Annotated in this window: 20 protein-coding genes and 1 pseudogene; 15 read left to right on the top strand and 6 right to left on the bottom strand. The window is 62.0% G+C overall.

Annotated features, from left to right (window positions below; translation table 11 throughout):
* Positions 1-107, top strand: a pseudogene (locus tag CQW31_RS31755) (IS110 family transposase); the annotation flags it as partial.
* Between the two features lie 73 nt (positions 108-180).
* Here CQW31_RS31755 and moaB read toward each other — a convergent pair.
* Entirely contained in the window at positions 181-720 is a 540-nt protein-coding gene (moaB, locus tag CQW31_RS22765) for a molybdenum cofactor biosynthesis protein B (RefSeq protein WP_099815445.1), read from the bottom strand.
* Positions 721-860: 140 nt separating this feature from the next.
* Between moaB and CQW31_RS22760 the strand changes: the two genes are divergently transcribed.
* Positions 861-1,760, top strand: coding sequence for a LysR family transcriptional regulator (locus CQW31_RS22760; protein ID WP_099815444.1), 900 nt, complete (start codon positions 861-863; stop codon positions 1,758-1,760).
* A gap of 146 nt (positions 1,761-1,906) precedes the next feature.
* Positions 1,907-2,806 (top strand): DUF6216 family protein, encoded by a 900-nt coding sequence (locus CQW31_RS22755; RefSeq protein WP_099815443.1) that lies wholly within the window; start codon positions 1,907-1,909, stop codon positions 2,804-2,806.
* Here CQW31_RS22755 and CQW31_RS22750 read toward each other — a convergent pair.
* Positions 2,766-3,542: an AraC family transcriptional regulator gene (locus CQW31_RS22750; RefSeq protein WP_099815442.1), complete on the bottom strand. Its 777-nt coding sequence runs from the start codon at positions 3,540-3,542 to the stop codon at positions 2,766-2,768. The two genes, CQW31_RS22755 and CQW31_RS22750, sit on opposite strands and share 41 nt — an antisense overlap.
* Positions 3,543-3,977: 435 nt before the next feature.
* On the opposite strand from CQW31_RS22750, the gene CQW31_RS22745 reads away from it, so the two are divergent.
* From CQW31_RS22745 to CQW31_RS22725, 5 genes are all read left to right on the top strand, one after another.
* The gene (locus CQW31_RS22745) at positions 3,978-5,588 is read left to right on the top strand and encodes an APC family permease (RefSeq protein WP_054883359.1); all 1,611 of its coding nucleotides are present in this window, start codon (positions 3,978-3,980) and stop codon (positions 5,586-5,588) included.
* A gap of 23 nt (positions 5,589-5,611) precedes the next feature.
* Positions 5,612-6,538: a 4-hydroxyproline epimerase gene (locus tag CQW31_RS22740; RefSeq protein WP_054883360.1), complete on the top strand. Its 927-nt coding sequence runs from the start codon at positions 5,612-5,614 to the stop codon at positions 6,536-6,538.
* 43 nt (positions 6,539-6,581) lie between these two features.
* Positions 6,582-7,529, top strand: a complete 948-nt coding sequence (locus CQW31_RS22735; protein ID WP_099815441.1) for a dihydrodipicolinate synthase family protein — start codon at positions 6,582-6,584, stop codon at positions 7,527-7,529.
* Positions 7,530-7,676: 147 nt separating this feature from the next.
* The gene (locus CQW31_RS22730) at positions 7,677-9,254 is read left to right on the top strand and encodes an aldehyde dehydrogenase (NADP(+)) (RefSeq protein ID WP_099815440.1); all 1,578 of its coding nucleotides are present in this window, start codon (positions 7,677-7,679) and stop codon (positions 9,252-9,254) included.
* Between the two features lie 2 nt (positions 9,255-9,256).
* Positions 9,257-10,504, top strand: coding sequence for an FAD-binding oxidoreductase (locus tag CQW31_RS22725; protein WP_099815439.1), 1,248 nt, complete (start codon positions 9,257-9,259; stop codon positions 10,502-10,504).
* A gap of 125 nt (positions 10,505-10,629) precedes the next feature.
* Here the strand turns inward: CQW31_RS22725 and xenA are convergent, their stop codons facing one another.
* Complete coding sequence (gene xenA / locus CQW31_RS22720) at positions 10,630-11,721, bottom strand: xenobiotic reductase XenA (RefSeq protein ID WP_054883364.1); 1,092 nt, start codon at positions 11,719-11,721, stop codon at positions 10,630-10,632.
* Between the two features lie 49 nt (positions 11,722-11,770).
* Here xenA and CQW31_RS22715 point away from each other — a divergent pair, with 49 nt between their 5' ends.
* Positions 11,771-12,106, top strand: a complete 336-nt coding sequence (locus CQW31_RS22715; protein ID WP_099815438.1) for a helix-turn-helix transcriptional regulator — start codon at positions 11,771-11,773, stop codon at positions 12,104-12,106.
* Between the two features lie 33 nt (positions 12,107-12,139).
* Here CQW31_RS22715 and CQW31_RS22710 read toward each other — a convergent pair whose 3' ends face one another.
* The gene (locus CQW31_RS22710; protein ID WP_054883366.1) at positions 12,140-13,009 is read right to left on the bottom strand and encodes a LysR family transcriptional regulator; all 870 of its coding nucleotides are present in this window, start codon (positions 13,007-13,009) and stop codon (positions 12,140-12,142) included.
* A gap of 204 nt (positions 13,010-13,213) precedes the next feature.
* Here CQW31_RS22710 and CQW31_RS22705 point away from each other — a divergent pair, with 204 nt between their 5' ends.
* Genes CQW31_RS22705 through CQW31_RS22685 form a run of 5 tightly spaced genes read left to right on the top strand, consistent with a single transcriptional unit; the run spans position 13,214 to position 15,893 of the window.
* Positions 13,214-13,960, top strand: a complete 747-nt coding sequence (locus CQW31_RS22705) for a 2OG-Fe dioxygenase family protein (RefSeq protein WP_054883367.1) — start codon at positions 13,214-13,216, stop codon at positions 13,958-13,960.
* Entirely contained in the window at positions 13,944-14,426 is a 483-nt protein-coding gene (locus tag CQW31_RS22700) for an N-acetyltransferase (RefSeq protein WP_054883368.1), read from the top strand. Before CQW31_RS22705 ends, CQW31_RS22700 begins: the two co-directional genes overlap by 17 nt.
* Positions 14,423-15,124 carry an AzlC family ABC transporter permease gene (locus CQW31_RS22695; protein ID WP_212632436.1) on the top strand — a complete coding sequence of 234 codons (702 nt, stop codon included), beginning with the start codon at positions 14,423-14,425 and terminating at the stop codon, positions 15,122-15,124. Before CQW31_RS22700 ends, CQW31_RS22695 begins: the two co-directional genes overlap by 4 nt.
* Entirely contained in the window at positions 15,103-15,423 is a 321-nt protein-coding gene (locus CQW31_RS22690) for an AzlD domain-containing protein (RefSeq protein ID WP_027918627.1), read from the top strand. Before CQW31_RS22695 ends, CQW31_RS22690 begins: the two co-directional genes overlap by 22 nt.
* 26 nt (positions 15,424-15,449) lie before the next feature.
* Positions 15,450-15,893 (top strand): hypothetical protein, encoded by a 444-nt coding sequence (locus tag CQW31_RS22685; RefSeq protein ID WP_054883370.1) that lies wholly within the window; start codon positions 15,450-15,452, stop codon positions 15,891-15,893.
* 52 nt (positions 15,894-15,945) lie between these two features.
* Here CQW31_RS22685 and mqo read toward each other — a convergent pair whose 3' ends face one another.
* Both mqo and CQW31_RS22675 read right to left on the bottom strand, forming a co-directional pair.
* Complete coding sequence (gene mqo / locus CQW31_RS22680; protein ID WP_054883371.1) at positions 15,946-17,583, bottom strand: malate dehydrogenase (quinone); 1,638 nt, start codon at positions 17,581-17,583, stop codon at positions 15,946-15,948.
* 338 nt (positions 17,584-17,921) lie between these two features.
* The gene (locus tag CQW31_RS22675) at positions 17,922-18,113 is read right to left on the bottom strand and encodes a DUF4223 family protein (protein WP_008097338.1); all 192 of its coding nucleotides are present in this window, start codon (positions 18,111-18,113) and stop codon (positions 17,922-17,924) included.
* Between the two features lie 519 nt (positions 18,114-18,632).
* On the opposite strand from CQW31_RS22675, the gene CQW31_RS22670 reads away from it, so the two are divergent.
* Complete coding sequence (locus tag CQW31_RS22670; protein WP_099815437.1) at positions 18,633-20,384, top strand: hypothetical protein; 1,752 nt, start codon at positions 18,633-18,635, stop codon at positions 20,382-20,384.
* Positions 20,385-20,447 lie beyond the last annotated feature (63 nt).

Here is a 20,447-nt window from a genome sequence, read left to right as displayed (position 1 = left end):
CAACCCAAGCTCTGGTAATCCTGGCAAGAAAGCTCGCGCGGGTGGCATTCGCCCTGATGAAAAATCAGGACGAATACGTCACCAAAGGCGGGAAACTGGCTTGCTGAAAACCATAGAATCTCCCACAGGTAAGTCGTGATCCCTGTGGGAGCGGGCGTGCCCGCGAAGAGGCCGGTGCAGCTAACCGCGGCTTTCGCAGGCTTCGACAGGTTTCAGATGCTTGACAAAATTACAGGGCCGGTGCCGCGCATCCAGTTGCTCCACCAGGATGCCTTCCCAGGCAGTTCGGCAAGCGCCAGTCGAGCCGGGCAGGCAGCACACCAGGGTGCCGTTGGAAATCCCCGCCAGCGCCCTGCTCTGTACGGTCGAGCTGCCGATATCGAGAATGGACAAGGCGCGGAACAGTTCGCCAAAGCCATCGACGGTCCGCTCCAGCAGGCACTGTACTGCCTCCGGTGTGCTGTCACGCCCGGTAAAGCCAGTGCCGCCAGTGATCAGCACCACCTGCACGTCGTCGTCGGCGATCCAGCTCGCCACCTGGGCGCGGATCTTGTACAGGTCATCCTTGAGCAGCGCGCGTGCCACCAGGCGATGGCCGACCTCCACCGAGCGGCTGGCCAGCAGCTGGCCGGAGGTGTCGTTGTCATAGGTACGGGTGTCGCTGACGGTCAGCACGGCGATATTCAGCGGTACGAAAACCGCATCGGGTTGGACGCGCACGGTGAAGCTCCTCGAATGGCATTGTCGTCACGCTAGAGGCAAGCCAGAACAGCGTCCAATCGAAATGGCGAACCGGCCGATCAATGACATCTATCGCAGACGTGGGTTAAGGTCTGCACAACCAGACGCCAGGCACTCCCATGGACATCAAGCAGCTCAAGTTCCTCATCGCCCTCGACCAGACCCGCCACTTCGGCCAGGCTGCGGCGCTGTGCCATATCACTCAGCCGACCCTGTCGATGCGCCTGCGCAACCTGGAGGACGAACTGGACCTGGTGCTGGTCAAGCGCGGCCAGCGCTTCGAAGGCTTCACCGAGGCCGGCGAGCGCATCCTGGCCTGGGCCCGTACCCTGCTCGCCGCCCATGACGGCCTGCAAGCCGAGGCCGCCAGTTGCCGCGGCCAGGTGGTCGGCAGCCTGCGCCTGGGCACCGTGCCGCTGGCCAGCTTCAACCCCATGCACCTGCTGCTGCCGCTGCGCGAGAAGTACCCCGAGCTGCAATTCCAGCTCAGTTCGCACAGCACCGAGCAGATCATGGACGGCCTGAGCCGCAACCAGCTCGACCTGGGGATCTGCTACCTCGACCAGGTCAACGCCAACTTCTTCGAAGTGATCGAACTGGGTACCACCACCATGGGCCTGCTGTTCGACACCCAGCACTTCCAGTTCGACGCCGACAGCCTGCTTTGGGAGGAACTCGGCGACACCCCCCTGGGCCTGCTGAGCAAGGGCATGCACTACCGCCAGTCACTGGACCTGAGCCTGCGCAGCCGCGGCCTTGAAGCCAATGCCGTGCTGGAAAGCGACTCGACCTTCCAACTGGTGCAGGCCATAAACACCGGCGTGTGCTGCGCGATCATGCCGCTGGGCTGCGGCCTGGAAGACCTCAGCGAACACATGCGCATCATCCCCATCGCCGACGCCAGCATCCACAGCCCGGTCGGCCTGCTGCTGCGCCGCAGCGAACCGCGTTCGGCGATTGCCGAGCAGTGCTTTGCCGAGGCGCGAGCGCTGTTCAGCCAAGGGTTGCGTCATGACTGATCATTCAGAAACTTCCTACAACATTTAGGGACTGTTGTCGGGCGACACAGCTATTCAGCCTCTTCTATCATCGCCCCGCACCTGCGTGATGCGATCACTCACGGGTGCACGGTCCAGCCTCTTATTCACATGTCCAAGGATTTGACATGACGACATCTACTCCAGTCTCGACACCATTGGTATGGAGCGCCGAAGCCCTTGCACCATTGGGTGCCATAGGTATAGCGCTACTGATTTTCTGGCTGCTTTGGTTCATCTATAGCAGAGCCGGTTCGCTTTACTTCCTGCGTGACCTGATCTGGCGAAGCTTCGGTGGTAAAACTGAATTCGACAACCACTCTCCGCTGAACACGATGCGTAAAGAACTGCGTGAGATCGAGTTCTTCCGATACGAGTTCAACATACCCGCAAAAAACCTGCAGGAAGCTGACCTCGCCTATCGCTGGATTACCGCAAATGGCTTTACGCCGAGCGATATCGGCCGCAACCGTCGGTACATGGACTGGACAGATTTCAACGCCCCGAATTTCGCCACCCAACGCTTCTCGCGCAAAAAGTTCTGGTGGGGCTTCGGTTTTCTGATCGCCCTGCTTTGTGCAATAGCCCCCGTCCCACTCGCGACACAATCGAAGTACTTGATGGTGTCTTTGAAAGACGCGCCAGATACGCCGAGCTTTTACCTTTCGCAAGATGACATCAAATTTGAAATGTGGTGGCCGGAACGCCTCCTGACTGCGGATAAGTGCCGTTCAACGGAAACCAAACAACCCTTTTTTGTTGACATGCCAGAAGACAAACTGGACACCATTTGCTCTTTCTTCATGGACCCGAATTACACCTCCCATGTCGCGAAAGGCTTGAAGGAGCAGCGGTCGATTCTGAGCGGCTTCGCCCTGTTGTGTTTTGCTGGGTTGACCTTGGTAGTCCTGAAACTTGCACGCATGGAGCGGGCAAGGGCCCTTCACCGACAGTGGCAGCGCCGTCTGGCGGGCGCCGGCTCCAGCACTACACCTGCGCCGTCGCCTGGCGATACTGCCGCGGCGTGAAGCCTGTCAGCTGCTTGAACTGGCGGCTGAACGCGCTGTGGTCGGTGTAGCCGCAGCGCAACGCCACTTCGGTGATCGGCAAATCGGAATGCAGCAACCGGTGGGCGTGCTCCAGGCGTGCCTTGTGGATCATCTGCCGCGGCGTGAGGTGGAACACTCGCTTGCAATAGCGCTCCAGCTGCGCCACGGAAATCCCGGCGATGCGGGTCAACTCGCTCATGCTGATCGGCTGGTGAAAATGCTGGCGGATGTGCTCGTCCACAGCAGCCAGGCGCTGGTAGGCGGGGTGGGTATCGGCGGCTGACTGCAGGTCGACGGAGATGCCCACCAAACCGATGATCTCCCCGGCCGGGTTGCGCAGCGGGCGCTTGTGGGTCAGGCACCAGCCCGGTTCTCGGCTGCCGTACAGGTGCAGTTCGAGCTGGTCTTCCAGCACCAGCCCATCCTTGAGCACGCGGCGGTCCTGCTCGGTGTAGCCGGGGCCCAGTTGCGCCGGGAACACTTCGGCACTGGTCTTGCCCAGCAGCGGCTGCAGGCGCTTGAGGCCGCAGCGCTGGACCAGGGTGGTATTGGCCAGCACATAGCGCGCGGCCGGGTCCTTGATGAAGATCGCGGCGTTGGGGATGGCGTCGAGGATCGGTAGCAGCAAAGAGACACCCGCCAGCAGCGCTTCTAGGGTGGTCGGGCGGTGCTGGTCGAGGGACTGGTACAGGGTTGCCAGGGGCATATCGGTCATCTGTCGGCTCACTGCAGTTTATAGCGTTCAGGTCTGCATACGCTTTTTTGTAGGAGCGGCCTTGTGTCGCGAAAGGGCTGCGCAGCAGCCCCGGGATCTGCGCCCTCATGCAAAATTGCCGGGGCCGCTATGCGGCCCTTTCGCGACACAAGGCCGCTCCTACAGGGGACGGCGCTTGCAACTGAGACCACTTCACAAAACCTTGTCCATTATGGCTTTCAGCCTATATCTGGGCACTTTCACCCCGCCACTGCTTTTTTGAAACTGTGCCGATTTCGTCATCCCTCCTGCAGAAAACCATCAAGAACCCCTGCCCCGTTCGGGTCCACTCTATGCCCCACGCAAGCCGCCCAAGACCTACAAAAGCGCGGCCGTGGAAAGCCGCATCACGTGACATCAGACCTGCCTATCCAAAACCTACAAAAAGGCGCACCCATGTCAGGCAAATTCAAGAAACAGCTGTCGTTGCTCGACCTCACCTTCATCGGCCTCGGGGCCATCTTCGGCTCCGGCTGGCTGTTCGCCGCCAGCCATGTTTCGGCCATCGCCGGCCCGGCCGGTATCCTCTCCTGGTTCCTCGGCGGTTTCGCCGTGCTGCTGCTGGGCATCGTCTACTGCGAACTCGGCGCCGCCCTGCCGCGTGCCGGTGGCGTGGTGCGCTACCCGGTGTACTCGCACGGCCCGCTGCTCGGCTACCTGATGGGCTTCATCACCTTGATCGCGTTCTCCAGCCTGATCGCCATCGAAGTGGTCGCCTCGCGCCAATACGCCGCAGCCTGGTTCCCCGGGCTGACCAAAGCCGGTTCCAGCGACCCCACGGTGCTCGGCTGGCTGGTGCAGTTCGCCTTGCTGGGGCTGTTCTTCTTCCTCAACTACCGCAGCGTGAAGACCTTCGCCAAGGCCAACAACCTGGTCAGCGTGTTCAAGTTCATCGTGCCGCTGCTGGTGATCGGCGTGCTGTTCACCTTCTTCAAGCCGGAGAACTTCGAGGTCCAGGGCTTCGCCCCGTTCGGCCTGTCCGGCGTGGAAATGGCGGTATCGGCGGGTGGCATCATCTTCGCTTACCTGGGGCTGACGCCGATCATCTCGGTGGCCAGCGAAGTGAAGAACCCCCAACGCACAATTCCCATCGCGCTGATCCTCTCGGTGCTGCTGTCCACCGCGATCTACGCCCTGCTGCAACTGGCCTTCCTCGGCAGCGTGCCGACCGAGATGCTGGCCAACGGCTGGGCCGGCGTGACCAAAGAACTGGCCCTGCCCTACCGTGACATCGCCCTGGCCCTGGGTGTGGGCTGGCTGGCCTACCTGGTGGTGGCCGACGCGGTGATCTCGCCCAGCGGCTGCGGCAACATCTACATGAACGCCACCCCGCGCGTGGTCTATGGCTGGGCGCAGACCGGCACCTTCTTCAAGTACTTCACCCGCATCGATGCCCAGTCCGGTATCCCGCGCCCGGCGCTGTGGCTGACCTTCGGCCTGTCGGTGTTCTGGACCCTGCCGTTCCCCTCCTGGGAAGCGCTGATCAACGTGGTGTCTGCCGCGCTGGTACTGAGCTACGCCGTAGCCCCGGTCACCGTTGCCGCCTTGCGCCGCAATGCGCCGGACATGCCGCGCCCGTTCCGGGTCAAAGGCATGGGCGTGCTGGGCCCGCTGTCGTTCATCATCGCCGCGCTGATCGTCTACTGGTCGGGCTGGAACACCGTGTCCTGGTTGCTGGCCTTGCAGATCGTGATGTTCGTGCTGTACCTGCTGTGCAGCCGCTTCGTGCCGACCCAGCACCTGTCGCTGGCCCAGCAAGTGCGTTCTTCGGCCTGGCTGATCGGCTTCTACGCCATGACCATCCTGCTTTCCTGGCTGGGCAGCTTCGGCGGCCTGGGCGTGCTCGGCCACCCAGTCGACACCGTGGCCGTGGCCGCCTGCGCCCTGGGCATCTACTACTGGGGCGCGGCCACTGGCGTACCGGCTCACCTGGTACGCCTGGAAGGCGAAGACGAAAGCGAAGCCTCCACTGAAACCTACAGCGCCCAGCCCGCCGTCGCCTCCTGATCCTCATAGCAATGGACAAGCCCATGAAACAGATTCACGTCATCGACTCGCATACCGGCGGCGAACCGACCCGCCTGGTGATGAAAGGCTTCCCGCAGCTGCAGGGGCGCAGCATGGCCGAGCAGCGCGACGAACTGCGCGAGCTGCACGATCAATGGCGCCGTGCCTGCCTGCTGGAGCCACGCGGCAACGATGTGCTGGTCGGCGCGCTGTACTGCCCACCGGTGTCGGCTGATGCCACCTGCGGGGTGATTTTCTTCAACAACGCCGGCTACCTGAACATGTGTGGCCACGGCACCATCGGCCTGGTCGCCTCGCTGCAGCACCTGGGCCTGGTCGAACCCGGCGAGCACAAGATCGACACCCCGGTCGGCCAGGTCAGCGCCACCCTGCACGCCGATGGCGCCGTCACCGTCGGCAATGTGCCGTCCTATCGCTACCGCCAGCAGGTGGCGGTGGATGTACCTGGGCATGGCGTCGTGCGCGGCGATATCGCCTGGGGCGGCAACTGGTTCTTCCTGGTGTCCGAGCACGGCCAGCGCATTGAACTGGACAACCGCGAGGCCCTCACGGAGTACACCTGGGCCATGCTCAAGGCCCTCGAGGCCCAAGGCATCACTGGCGAAAACGGCGCGCTGATCGACCATGTCGAGCTGTTCGCCGACGACGCCAATGCCGACAGCCGCAACTTCGTCATGTGCCCCGGCAAGGCCTACGACCGCTCCCCCTGCGGCACCGGCACCAGCGCCAAGCTGGCGTGCCTGGCCGCCGACGGCAAGCTCGAAGAAGGCCAGACCTGGGTCCAGGCCAGCATCACCGGTAGCCAGTTCCACGGCCGCTTCGAGCGCGACGGCGAACGCATTCGCCCGTTCATCACCGGCCGCGCCTACATGACCGCCGACAGCACCCTGCTGATCGACGAACAGGATCCATTCGCCTGGGGCATCTGACCCGGCTTTTCAAAACAACCGAATATCGCCAGGAGTGACAACAATGACTGACAACATCTTCACCGGCACCATGCCTGCCCTGATGACCCCGTGCACCGCCGAGCGCAAGCCGGACTTCGACGCCCTGGTGCGCAAGGGCCGGGAGCTGATCGAGGCGGGCATGAGCGCGGTGGTGTATTGCGGCTCGATGGGTGACTGGCCACTGCTGACCGAAGCCGAGCGCCAGGAAGGCGTGGCCCGCCTGGTGGCCGCCGGTATTCCGACCATTGTCGGCACCGGTGCGGTCAACACGCGCGAGGCGGTGTCCCACGCTGCCCACGCGGCCAAGGTCGGTGCCGCCGGCCTGATGGTGATCCCTCGCGTGCTCAGCCGCGGTGCTTCGCTGATCGCCCAGAAACACCACTTCTCGGCCATTCTCGCTGCGGCACCGAAGCTGCCGGCGGTGATCTACAACAGCCCCTACTACGGCTTCGCCACCCGCGCCGACCTGTTCTTCGAACTGCGCCGCGAATTCCCCAACCTGATTGGTTTCAAGGAGTTCGGCGGCGGCGCCGACCTGCGCTACGCCGCCGAGCACATCACCTCGAAGGATGACGATGTGACCCTGATGGTCGGTGTCGATACCCAGGTCGTGCATGGCTTCGTCAACTGCGCCGCCACCGGTGCCATTACCGGCATCGGCAACGCCCTGCCGCGTGAAGTGCTGCAGCTGGTGAGCCTGAGCAAGCAGGCCGCCAAAGGCGACGCCAAGGCCCGCCGCCTGGCGCGTGAACTGGAAACGGCGCTGGCAGTGCTGTCGTCGTTCGATGAAGGCTGCGACCTGGTGCTGTACTACAAGCACCTGATGGTGCTCAACGGCGACACCGAGTACAGCCTGCACTTCAACGAAACCGACGTGCTCACCGATGCCCAGCGCAACTATGCCGAGCAGCAGTACGCGCTGTTCCGCAACTGGTACGCCAGCTGGTCGGCCGAGCAGAACCTGGCCTGATCCCTGGGGCTGCTGCGCAGCCCTTTCGCGACACAAGGCCGCTCCCACATTGACCGGCGTACACAGGTCTTTTGTGGGAGCGGCCTTGTGTCGCGAAAGGGGCGCAAAGCGCCCCCCGATCCAGAATCTGATTCCGAAGGAGGCCCCATGACCCTGACAGGCAACTTGCTGATCGGCCAGCGCGCCGTTCCCGGCAGCCGCGACGCGATCCACGCCATCGACCCGGCCACCAACCAGGCCCTCGAACCCGCCTACGCCGGCGGCAGCGGCGAACACGTGGCCCAGGCCTGCGCACTGGCCTGGGCGGCGTTCGACGTCTACCGCGAAACCTCGCTGGAACAACGCGCACATTTTCTTGAAACCATCGCCAGTGAAATCGAAGCCATTGGCGATGCCCTGATCGATCGCGCCGTGGCCGAAAGCGGCCTGCCCAAGGCGCGCATCCAGGGCGAGCGTGGCCGCACTTGCACGCAACTGCGCACCTTCGCCCGGGTGGTCCGCAGCGGCGAATGGCTCGATGTGCGGGTCGACAACGCCCTGCCCGAACGCCAACCGCTGCCACGCGCCGACCTGCGCCAACGCCAGGTGGCGCTGGGCCCGGTGGCGGTGTTTGGCGCCAGCAACTTCCCCTTGGCCTTCTCGGTAGCGGGGGGCGACACCGCATCGGCCCTGGCCGCCGGCTGCCCGGTGGTGGTCAAGGCCCACGCCGCGCACCCCGGCACCAGCGAACTGGTCGGTCGGGCCGTGGCCCGTGCCGTCAAGCAATGCGGCCTGCCTGAAGGAGTGTTCTCGTTGCTGTATGGCGCCGGTCATGAAGTCGGTATCGCCCTGGTCAGCGACCCGCACATCAAGGCGGTCGGCTTCACCGGGTCGCGCAGCGGCGGCACAGCCCTGTGCAAGGTAGCCCAAGCTCGCCCCGAGCCGATTCCGGTGTACGCCGAGATGAGTTCGATCAACCCGGTATTTCTTTTCGATGCCGCGTTGCAAGCCCGTGGCGAAGCACTGGCGCAAGGCTTCGTTGCCTCGCTGACCCAAGGCGCCGGGCAGTTCTGCACCAACCCTGGGCTGGTGATCGCCCGCCAGGGGGCGGCGCTGCAGCGCTTCGTCGAGGCGGCCAGCGCGCAGGTTCGCCAGGCCGCCGCGCAGACCATGCTCACCCCAGGCATTGCCAGCGCATACGCTGCGGGCGTCGACACCCTGGCCAGCAACGTCAACGCTACGCTTGCCGCCAGCGGCCTGACGCAACAAGGGCCGAACCAGTGCCAGGCGCAGCTGTTCGTGACCCAGGCCGAAGCGTTTCTCGGCGACCCGGCATTGCAGGCCGAAGTGTTCGGCGCCGCTTCGCTGGTAGTGGCCTGCACCAGCGACGCGCAGGTGCGCCAGGTGGCCGAACAGCTTGAAGGCCAGCTGACCGCCACGCTGCATCTGGACGATGCCGACCTCGACAGTGCCCGCGCCCTGCTGCCGACCCTGGAGCGCAAGGCCGGGCGCATCCTGGTCAACGGCTGGCCGACCGGTGTCGAGGTGTGCGACGCGATGGTTCACGGCGGGCCGTTCCCTGCCACCTCAGATGCCCGTACCACCTCGGTCGGCACCGCAGCGATCCTGCGTTTCCTGCGCCCGGTGTGCTACCAGGACTTCCCCGATGCCCTGCTGCCGCAGGCGCTCAAGCACGGCAACCCGCTGCAATTGCGACGTTTGCTCGACGGCAAACGGGAAGGTTGAGCATGGTCGATACCGCCGAAAACGATATCGCCGTGGTGGGTGCCGGCATTGTCGGCGTCGCCTGCGCCCTGCAACTGGCCCGCCAGGGCCGTCGGGTGCTGCTGCTCGATCATCAGGCGCCGGGCCACGGTGCCTCCTTCGGCAACGCCGGGCATCTGGCCACCGAGCAGGTGTTCCCGATCGCCGACCTGTCGATCCTCAAGCGCCTGCCGCGCATGCTGCTCGACCCGATGGGCCCGCTGCGCCTGGACTGGAAGTACCTGCCCAAGGCCATGCCATGGTTCACCCGCCTGCTGCTGAACCTGCGCCCGGCGCCGTTCCAGCGCAGCGTGGCCGGCATCCGCGCACTGAACGAAGGTAGCCTGGGAGCCTGGCAGCGTTTGCTGGGCTCGATCGGGCGTAGCGAGTTGTTCAAGGAGGACGGCTCGCTGCTGGTGTTCGAGCGGCCCGAGTCACGTGTCGCGCTGCAGGCCTTGCGCGCAAGCATGCAGCAGCAGGATGTGCAGGTGGACCTGTGGTCAACCGATCACCTGCGCGAGGCCGCGCCGCAGTTGAACCCATCGCTGCTCGGCGGGCTGTTCTTCCCGCGTACCGGGCACTTCATCGACCCATACCGGGTGGTCTGCGCACTGTTCGAGGCCGCCAAGGCCAACGGCGTACGCTTCGTCCAGGCGCGGGTTACGGGAGGTCAACTGCACAGTGGCGGGGTCAACCTGGCCAGTGACCGGGGGACGTTCAAGGCGCGCCAGGTCCTGCTCAGCTGCGGCGCCCATTCAGCGCCATTGACGGTGGCGCTGACCGGCAAACGCGTACCGCTGGATACCGAGCGCGGCTATCACCTGATGCTGCCACAAGAACAGCAGCGGCTGCCGTTCGCGGTCACGTCGCTGGAGCGCAAGTTCATCATGACGCCCATGGCTGATGGGCTGCGCCTGGCTGGCACAGTGGAGTTCGCCGGGCTCGATGCGCCGCCCAGCATGCAGCGGGCGTGGCAGTTGCACCGGCTGAGCAAGGGGTTGTTTCAGCATGACTTGAGCACGGAAGGAGCGACGCCGTGGATGGGCTTCAGGCCCTCGTTGCCGGACTCGTTGCCGGTGATCGACCGCGTGTGTGACGGGCGAGTGCTGCTTGCCTTCGGGCATCAGCATCTGGGATTGACCCAGGCGGCGGTGACGGCGGAATGGGTGGGGCGGTTGGCGGCGCAATCGGCCGGGCCGGAGACAGCGGCTTACCGGTTGGATCGGTTCTAGCCTGGACCGGCCTCTTCGCGGGCACGCCCGCTCCCACAGGGACAGCGTTCCCTTCAGCCTTGACGCTGTACTTGTGGGAGCGGGTTTACCCGCGAATGGGCTGCAAAGCAGCCCCCCTTCAAGACTCAGCGATAGCGCTCAAGCCAGTGTGCATAAGGTGCCGGCAAGGTCCAGGAGGCCTTGTCCACTCCCAACTCCTTGGCCGCGAAGTACGCCCAGTGCGGATCGGCCAGGTGCGCACGCCCTACCGATACCAGGTCCAACTGCTTGGCCTGCACCGCCTCTTCAGCCAGTTGCGGCGTGCCAAAGCCCCACGCCGAAGTCACTGGCAAGCCCGCCTCGCGACGCACACGTTCGGCAATCGGCCCCATGAATGCCGGGCCCCACGGAATGTTGGTATCGGGAATGGTGAAGCCGACGCTGACGCTCAGCAGGTCCAGCCCGCCAGCCTTGAACCGGCGCGCCAGTTCGATCGACTCTTCCAGGGTCTGCTCATCGCGGCCGTCATACTCCAGCACACCAAAGCGAGCGGTCAGTGGCAGGTTCTCCGGCCATACCTCACGCACCGCTGCCAGGGTTTCCAGCAGAAAGCGACTGCGGTTTTCGAAGCTGCCACCGTAGGCATCGGTACGCTGGTTGGAATGCTCGGAGAAGAAGCTCTGCCCCAGATAGCCGTGGGCGAAGTGCAGCTCGATCCACTCGAAGCCAGCGTCGCGGGCACGGCGCGCAGCGTCGACGAAATCCTGTTTGACCCGGGCAATGTCGTCCAGGGTCATTTCGCGCGGGACTTTCGGCAGGTGCGCACCAAAGGCGATGGCCGACGGGGCGATAGTGTCCCAGCCACGGGCATCGTCGGCAGCGATGTGGTCATCGCCTTCCCACGGGCGGTTGGCGCTGGCCTTGCGCCCGGCGTGGGCAATCTGGATACCCGGCACCGAGCCTGCCGCCTTGATCGCCTGCACCACCGGCACGAACGCCTGCGCGTGGGCGTCGCTCCAGATCCCGGCGCAACCGGGGGTGATGCGCCCTTCCGGTGCCACGGCGGTGGCCTCCACTACCAGCAGGCCTGCACCGCCACGGGCGAGGCCGGCCAGGTGCACGTGGTGCCAGTCGTTGATCATGCCGTCCTCAGCCATGTACTGGCACATCGGCGGGATGGCGATGCGGTTGCGCAAAGTGACATCTTTCAGGGTGTAGGGTTGGAACAGGGCAGACATGGGCAAACTCCGGGTCGTCTGAATACGATAGTTCGATCATAATCGAACTATGGCAATTAATGAAACCCCCGTTATCATGTCGGCCATGCGAGCCTACCAACACCCCAACTCTGAAGACCTGACTCTCGAGCGTGTGCTCTATGCACTGAGCGACCCGGTGCGCCTGGGCATCGTCCGCCATCTGGCCGGCGTGGCCGAGGCCAGCTGTGGCGAACTCGATGGCGGGCGGCCGAAGTCGAGCATGTCGCACCATTTTCGCGTGTTGCGTGATGCGGGGTTGGTGCATACCCGCAACGTCGGGACCACCCACATGAACTCGCTGCGCAGCGAGATGCTGGCCGGGCGCTTTCCCGGCTTGCTGGACTGCATTCTGCGGCAGGTCTGATCGCTACCGTGCCGCCCCGGCACGCCGGCAAGGTCAGGCGCTGATGGCGTCAAAGCTGCGTATGGGGGTGGGCGCCGCACAGAACAGCGGAAACTCTTCTTCGATGATCCACGGCTCTTTCATGACCAGGTACACATCGAGAAAATCAGAGAAGCCAGGCCAGATGAACAGGTCATTGGCTTCGGCAACGGCACGCGACAGCACGCCGACGCCGCCAAAGCTCTTGATCATGGAAACACTGACGATCTCGCTGCCGGAATGGAACACGGTGGCGGCGTCCAGCATGCCGGGCCGGCGCTCGGCGAAGCGGGAAAAGATCGAGGAATAAGGGCACTCGGGCAACGGCTTGATCACCGCGCAGGCAGGTGCACGGTCGTTACTGGATGACGAGGCGACGACTTCGATACGCAACCCCTTGAGCGGCAGCGAATGGTAGTTCTCAGGCACGCTGTCGCCCAGCACCACCACCATGTCGGCTTCGTCCTTGGCCAGCTTGGTCAGGTTGTCGGGCGATTCCGAGCAACTGAAGATCGGGTTGTAGCCTGCAAGCTTGCTGACCACCCCGCCCATGATCTGTTGGTTGATTTCCATGGACAACGTGCTGTTCAAGGCAACGCGCAGAGGCAGGCGCTGATTGCGGCTCTGGCGCAACTGATTGATCTTCAGTTGCATGCGCTCCGAAGAACGGACGATTTCCAGAACGTGCGGCAGGATGCCCACGCCCTCCTGGGTCAGCGATACCCCTTTGTTGGTGCGGTCGAACAACTTGAAGCCGCAATGATCCTCGAGCTTTTTCAACTGAGCGGCCAAGGCCTGGACCGTAACGTGAACCTGTTCGGCCGCATCGGTGATCGACCCCGTTCGAGCCACGTTCACGATGTTCTTTAGCACCTTGATGTCCATTCAATCTCCCTCCCCGATTTGCTGACGCAGTCCGGCAACAAAAGGCCAACAGGATAACGCACAAGGCCTTGCACTGTCTGCCCGCTTATGGTGCACGCGGCCCGGGTAGCAAGCAACGGTTGAGGCACCTGAAAAAAAAGTGAAGTTTCTCCGCGCAAGCCAACTGTTAGATTTTTGCCAGCTTTTGAATAAGAAGAGATGGCCATGCTGACACTGAACAGAAACATCGAAACTGCCCTGCGACAAAACAAGACGGTCAATGTCATGGGCAGCGATTATGCCTTGACCGGCGGCTTCAAGGAGTTCGTCGAGTTTTCCAAAAGTTGGGAAACCATGGGCGTCGACCGTTATTACGGTCAGGCCGACAAGGGCACGCGCTACCGCCGTTACAGTGATTTCGACTTCAACCCGGTCACCGGCGAACTGAACCAACTCAGCCACCGCGCCTACGAACAATCCGAGGCCCACAACGCCTACGTCGGCGGCATGGCGCGTCATTTCGATGACATCGGCGCCGATGTATTCAACTCACCGATCCTGCGGGCGCTGATTCGGCTGGATTTCGACGTGTACAAGGCCGTATTGCCGGAAGACCTGCATACCGTCAACTGGCAGTGCCAGGTGCATCAGATCCGTATCGAGATCAAACCCGGGGCGCAGATCGAAATCACACCTGAAGGTATTCACTGTGACGGTTACCCGTTCAGCGGTGTGCACTTCTGGGGCCGTCATAATGTCGAAGGTGCTACCAGCAAGATTTACGATAAACAGTCCAATGTTATCGATTCCGGCACCTACCTGAATATTCTCGACACTACTTACTTCCTCGACCGCGAACTTCAGCACTATGTAACGCCGGCCATCAACCCGAGCCATTCCGAAATGGGCTACCGGCAGATCATTGCCATTTCCTTCTCTCGACCGGGTAGCGAGCATGACATTATCGACTAGTTGCATCGGCACGGCGCCAAAACTGTTCCCGGCCGAACACATCAATGGCCTGAGCATCAAGAAAGCCACGCCCTTCCATGCGCGCAAGATCGTCGACTTCTTCCGCCGCTTCGAAGAGACCTCATTCTGCGACTGGCAGGACGAAGGGCTGCTCAAAGGTTTGCTCGGCACCGAGCACACCTATTGCTACGTGGCCGAGAACCAGACCGGGGCCATCGTCGGCGCGGTCGCGGGCGGACTGATGGGCACGCGAGGCACCATCAATCACATGGCCGTGGAGCCGGACTATCGCCAGAGCAGGATCGGCACTTCATTGGCCAACTCGATTCTCAGTGATTTCCGCCAGCACGGCATTCGCCGGGTGTTCCTGTTCGTTGAGAATGACAACACCCAGGCACTGAGCTTCTGGCAGAAACAAGGCTTTCTGCAGACATGTGGTGAAATCACCTGCGAGGTCGACCTGTGACCTCGTCGGTGCTGCTATCCGCCACGCGCAAGGAAAGCCTGGTCGACGCCCTGCCGATCATTACCGGCTATTTCGTCGTCAGCTTCGTGTTTGGTGTCATGTGCATCAATGCCGGCCTGCCCTTGTGGCTGCCGGCCGCCATGTGCCTGTTCGTCTATGCCGGGGCGGCGCAGTTCGCCGCACTGGCCCTGATGACCACCAGCGCGCCGCTGATCACCATTGCCTTGTCGACCTTGCTGATCAATTCGCGGCACATGCTGATGGCGATGTACATGTCCAAACGCAGCGCACAACTGCCGATCAGCAAGCCACAGAAGCTGCTGTACGCTTTCGGCCTGACCGATGAGTCCTTTGCCTTTCATAGCCAACGCCTGGAAAACGGCAGGCCGACCTCGGCGGGCTATCTGTTGCAGTTCAATACCTACTGCCATGCCAGCTGGATCGCCGGCGCGGTGTTTGGCGCGGTGGCCTCGGATGCATTGAACCGGTTCTCCCAGTTCAAGCTGGACTATGCCCTGACGGCAATGATGATCTTCGTGCTGATATCGCTGTGCAGCAACCTCACCAAAGCGCTCATCGCCCTGGTGGTGATCGTCACCACCTGCCTGTTGAACATGTACGCACCGTCGCCCTTGAACGTATTCATCGCAACCGCCGTAGGCTGTGGAGCAGGGTTATGCCTGAAAAGAACTACCTGATCGCAGCCGTGATGCTGATGGCTGCCATCACCTATCTCACCCGTGCGACACCCTTTCTGCTGAAGATGGAGAAATCTCCCAAGCTGTTCAATGACGTCATTGAATACTTGCCGGTGGCAATCATCGCCAGCATCACCGTACCCGCCCTGCTGGTGGCCAAGGATGGCTCATTGCTGGGCCTGAATGCCGACCTGCTGGCAGCGATCCCGGTGGTCATCGTCGCCTACTGGTCACGCAGCCTGATCTACAGTGTGTGTGCCGGTGTCGCCGGGCATGTGGCAATCACGCTCCTGGCATGAGGTGCGGTTGTGAAAAGGAAGCAGTTATGAGCCTTGCACGCCGGAAAGTCACGCTGACCAACCTGAGTGAATTTTCCCGCCTGATGCCCAAGGTTCCTCGTGACCAGGTGATTGAGGAAATGGCTGACCTGTCGCTGGAATGCTCGCTGACCTACGCCTTGGGCAAGACGTTCCTGCGCGATGGCTGGATTGCGGAATATCGCCATCTGCATGCGGCCGCGCACTTGAGCCCATGCACCGACCTGCTGCTTTTCGCCACCTCGGGAAGCTTGAATCTGGAGCTGGCCGACGGCTCGCAAATACACGTCATGCACGGCGATCAGGTGGTACTCAGGGCTGCCACCGAGGCGAAGGTCTTTCCCGTCAGTGCCGAGGGTGATGTGAGTTTCCTGGCATTGGCCATCGACCTCAACCTGGCGGAGGTGCTGCAGGACCTCGTCGTCGACAGCGACCTGCCGAAACGCCCATAAAAAAAGCCACGGGGGTCACCCGTGGCTTTCGCGAACCCACATCGCCGCCCGATCAGAGCGCCATGTCGTTTGCTGGCTTGCTTTCAACCGGTTGGCTCGGCGCAACGCTGGTGCCGACGCTCTCGTCGATCACCGGCGGTTTCTCCAGTTGCAGCACTTCAGCGGTGTAGTTCCACTCTTTCTGGGTAGCCGCTGCCGAATCGTTCAGCTTGGTACCGTAGCTCGGTACGATCTGCTTGATCTTGGCCTGCCACTCAGGGGTAGCGACTTTTTCCTTGAACACGGTTTCCAGCACGTTGAGCATGATTGGCGCAGCAGTCGAAGCACCTGGCGAGGCGCCCAGCAGGCCGGCAATGGTGCGGTCTTGGGAAGCCACCACTTCGGTACCCAGCTTCAGCACGCCACCCTTCTCTTCGTCACGCTTGATGATCTGCACGCGCTGACCGGCCTGCCACAGTTTCCAGTCTTCCTTCTTGGCGTTCGGGAAGTAGGTGCGCAGCGCTTCGAAGCGGTCGTCATCCGACAGCATCAGCTGGCCAGCGAGGTACTCGACCAACGGGTACTGGTCGATACCGACCTTGGTCATCGGCCACACGTTGTGGGTGGTGGTGCTGCTCAGCAGGTCCAGGTACGAGCCGTTCTTCAGGAACTTGGTCGAGAAGGTGGCGAATGGGCCAAACAGGATCACGCGCTTGCCATCCAGCACGCGGGTGTCCAGGTGCGGTACCGACATGGGTGGCGCGCCGGTCGAGGCAATGCCGTAGGCCTTGGCCATGTGCTGCATGGCCACGGTCGGGTTCTCGGTCACCAGGAACGAACCGCCCACCGGGAAGCCTGCGTACTCCTTGGCTTCTGGAATACCGGACTTCTGCAGCAGCTTCAGTGCGCCGCCGCCAGCACCGATGAACAGGAACTTGGCGTCGGTGGCCGATTCGGTACCGTCCTTGAGGTTCTTGTACTCGACGTGCCAGGAGCCGTCTTCGTTGCGGGTGATGTCCTGCACTTCGCTGGACAGCTTCAGGTCGAAGCCTTTCTGGGTCTGCAAGTGGCCAACGAACTGGCGGGTGATTTCGCCGAAGTTGACGTCGGTGCCGATTGGCGTCCAGGTGACAGCCAGCTTCTGGTTCGGGTCACGGCCTTCCATCATCAGCGGGACCCACTTGGCGATCTGCGCGTGGTCCTCGGAGTACTGCATCGGGCGGAACAGCGGGCTGGCCTGCAGCGCGTCGTAACGCTTCTTGAGGAACTTGATGTTGTCATCACCCCAGACGAAGCTCATGTGCGGGGTGGTGTTGATGAACGAGTGCGGGTTCTTCAGCACGCCCTGGCGAACCTGCCACGACCAGAACTGGCGGGAGATCTGGAAGGCTTCGTTGATTTCGATGGCCTTGGCGATGTTGACGTTGCCGTCTTTGTCTTCCGGGGTGTAGTTCAGCTCGGCCAGCGCGGAGTGGCCGGTACCGGCGTTGTTCCAGCCGTTGGAGCTTTCTTCGGCGACGCCGTCCAGGCGCTCGACCATTTCCATCGACCAGCTCGGCTCCAGCTCGTGCAGCCACACGGCCAGGGTGGAGCTCATGATGCCGCCGCCGACCAGCAGCACATCGACTTTCTTGGTTTCTGCGGCGTGCGCTTGCATGAAGCTCGCAGCGACAGCCAGACCCAGCAAGGTCTTGCCAGCTTTCTTGAACATTTATCAATTCCAGTCAGTAGAACGGAGGGTGGACCTGTGGCTGGCCCAGAGTGTTCCTTGTTCTTCAGCGCAGGCTTGTTGTTAATGATTGTTCAGCAGCCAGAGAACCAGAAAACGACTCAGGCTTTTGTCGAATTGACCGACCAGGCTGAATCGTTTCGCCGATTGTAACCGAAATGCCAGCACAAACAAATTGCCGCTGGGGGGTCAACGCGACGGGTTGTCTCAGTGATTTTCGCCCACCGCAAAAGCTTTCGGGCAACAAAAACCCCCGGCCATCTGCATGACCGGGGGCGTCGGATCAGGCCACTAGCGGCGAGATCTGGAGATCACCAGGCTTACTGCGGCTGAGGCAGTTTATCGATAGGGCCGCAGCCACCGATGACCTTGGAGATGGAAACCGAAGGGTGGAACAGGTAGTCGTACGAGCAGTTTTTCTGCTGGTTGTAGACTTGGCCAGTGCAGCCCGACAGCAGGGCAACGCCGGATACGACAGCAACGGCGACAGTGGCCTTGAACAGCTTTTTCATACTAAGTCCTTTAAATGCTTCATCTTCGACCATCTTTCTGATGGCGGCGGGATGATACAGAACCCAGGCATTGGATCCAAGTCGCAATTAGCCATCGACAACGGGTGCCTTATCCGGCAAATCACTTTTATCAACAGTCAATCCGTTTTCCCCCAAACAGCAAACGCCATTTCCCCAATAACGGCGATACACCACCCAAACGTGGGCAGTCCCGATAACGACGCAGCACACTGCCAATAAAATTTTTACAATTAGTAATAGTTTTTTCGGGGTTCACTTTGCAAACCGGCACTGGCACAACACGTGCTTTGACCGATATGGCTCAAGGAACTCTCTGGCGAACATGTCCTGAACCGGCCAGTTCATCGCCGCCCGAGACCGATGGGCATTACCCTGCTCGAGCCGTTTATTCGATATCCGTATCGCTCCGTAGTTTTTGCACAGGCACTCGTGCAACACGAGCCCTCTAACGGTGGATCGAATGCTTGCAACGTGGCTGGAAGCATTTCGGAGACCATTATGAGCATATCTGCAGGACTCAAGACTTCGGTCGCAGCCCTCGCTCAAGCGCGGCTCAATACGCTGTTCGCTCAACCGGCACTGCTGGCAGGTGCAATGTTCGCCGCACTGGCATTGACTGTTGCTTCGCCCGGCGACGCCTGGGCCAAGGGCGGGACCGACAAACCGGTCAAGGGCACGACATCACCTTTCACAACGCCCACCCTTCCTGACCCGATCTTTGCCGACCCGCTGGCCATTCATGGCTTCGATATCACCGGCTTCATTCAGGACATGACCGTCGACAGCAGCAACAGCAACTGCCCGAATACCAGCAGCCCGGACCGGTTGGGCGGTACGGTTGTGGTCAACGGCACAACTATTACCGTGCCCTGCAACTCGGTCATCCAGATGCCCGCCAATACACTCACCTGGGCGGACTTCGTACACGGCGGCCCATTGGGCCTTAAACAGCTACCGGCCACTTACCCATCGTTTGAAGTGCATGTTGTCGGCAATACCGTCGCCGGCAAACAAATTGCCGGGCTGATCTTTGTCTCCCAGCAATCGGCCCAGGTCGGCAGTGGTTATATCAGCAGGATTGACCAGACCACCGGCAACATAGAAGTGACGAGTACCAACTCGCCGCAACCGACCATCTTGCAGATCAATGACCCCAACGGGCGTTTCGGTCGGGCCCAGAGCCCCGATCCTCGCTTTTCGGTAGATGACGCCAACCCGACCATTCACTCGGCCACGGGTTACCCGATGTGCGTGCCACGTACCGGTGATGACCCGCTGTGCCCTCAGAAAAACCGGCCGAAAGTGGTCACTCCAACCACAACCAACAACTGCCGCAACTTTGCCCAGGCCGGCGTAGCGTTGCCTGCATCCGGTGAACTGACACCACCGAAGGCTGGCCAGCTGTATTGCAGCCAGTTCGTCATGAAGCGCTTCAGTGACCCGACACGGACCGCAACCGACCCGGACCCGACGCAACAAGTACCCTTTGAAGTCGGCGACTTCATTACCTACTCCGGCACGCTGTTCAAATCGACTACGGCCGGTGTGCCGGACTTCATTTCCGCTCACACCATCGAGGCCAACCTCGGTATCTATACCCAACCGGGCTCTCAGCCCAGCTATCTGGCCATTGGCGAATTCGGCGTCGGCACTGCAGACCCGGCTGCGGTAGCAGTCAACGGTGCAGCCCAGGAAACCCAGGACCGGATCTTCCTCGAAGCCGAAACCACCGACGTCAAGACCCCGGTGGACATCTACCTGATCGATGTCGACCCAGCCACCGGTGTACAGCGCAACCGCTGGATCACGCCGTTTGAAATGACCGGGGAATGCGACCCTGCCGCCGTCCTGGCGCCCACCTGCGCCGGCGCCTCAGGCGGGATCACCACGCAAAACGTAGGCCCACAACCACAACGCGCACGGTTGCGTGCGTCCAAGGCGCCGACCGGCCTGCTCAGCCAGCCAACCCGTACCTTGCGGGTGGTCGCTCGTTCACTGTGTGTCCCCACCAACACCCTTGCGCAACCGGGTGTCGATAGCTGCCTGCAGAACGCCAGCCGGCTGACCGTCGCCAACGGCCTGACTGCCGGGCAGTACGTGGCACCGGTGTTCGAGTTCATCTTCCCGGAGAACGTCAAGCCTGGGGACGAGATCGTGCCCAACGACTTCTGGCACCTGCCGTTCCTGCGTAATGGCGAGGGCAGTACCACCCCAACAGGGGTTGGCGCGCTGGAGCCAACGCCTTGGTGAGCTGAAACGAAGATAACAACGCCAGAAACGAAAAAGCCCCGCAGACGTTAATCTGCGGGGCTT

This window comes from Pseudomonas sp. 382 (assembly GCF_002759075.1).
In the GTDB taxonomy this organism is placed as follows: domain Bacteria; phylum Pseudomonadota; class Gammaproteobacteria; order Pseudomonadales; family Pseudomonadaceae; genus Aquipseudomonas; species Aquipseudomonas vlassakiae.
This window is presented reverse-complemented; position numbering and strand designations above follow the sequence as displayed.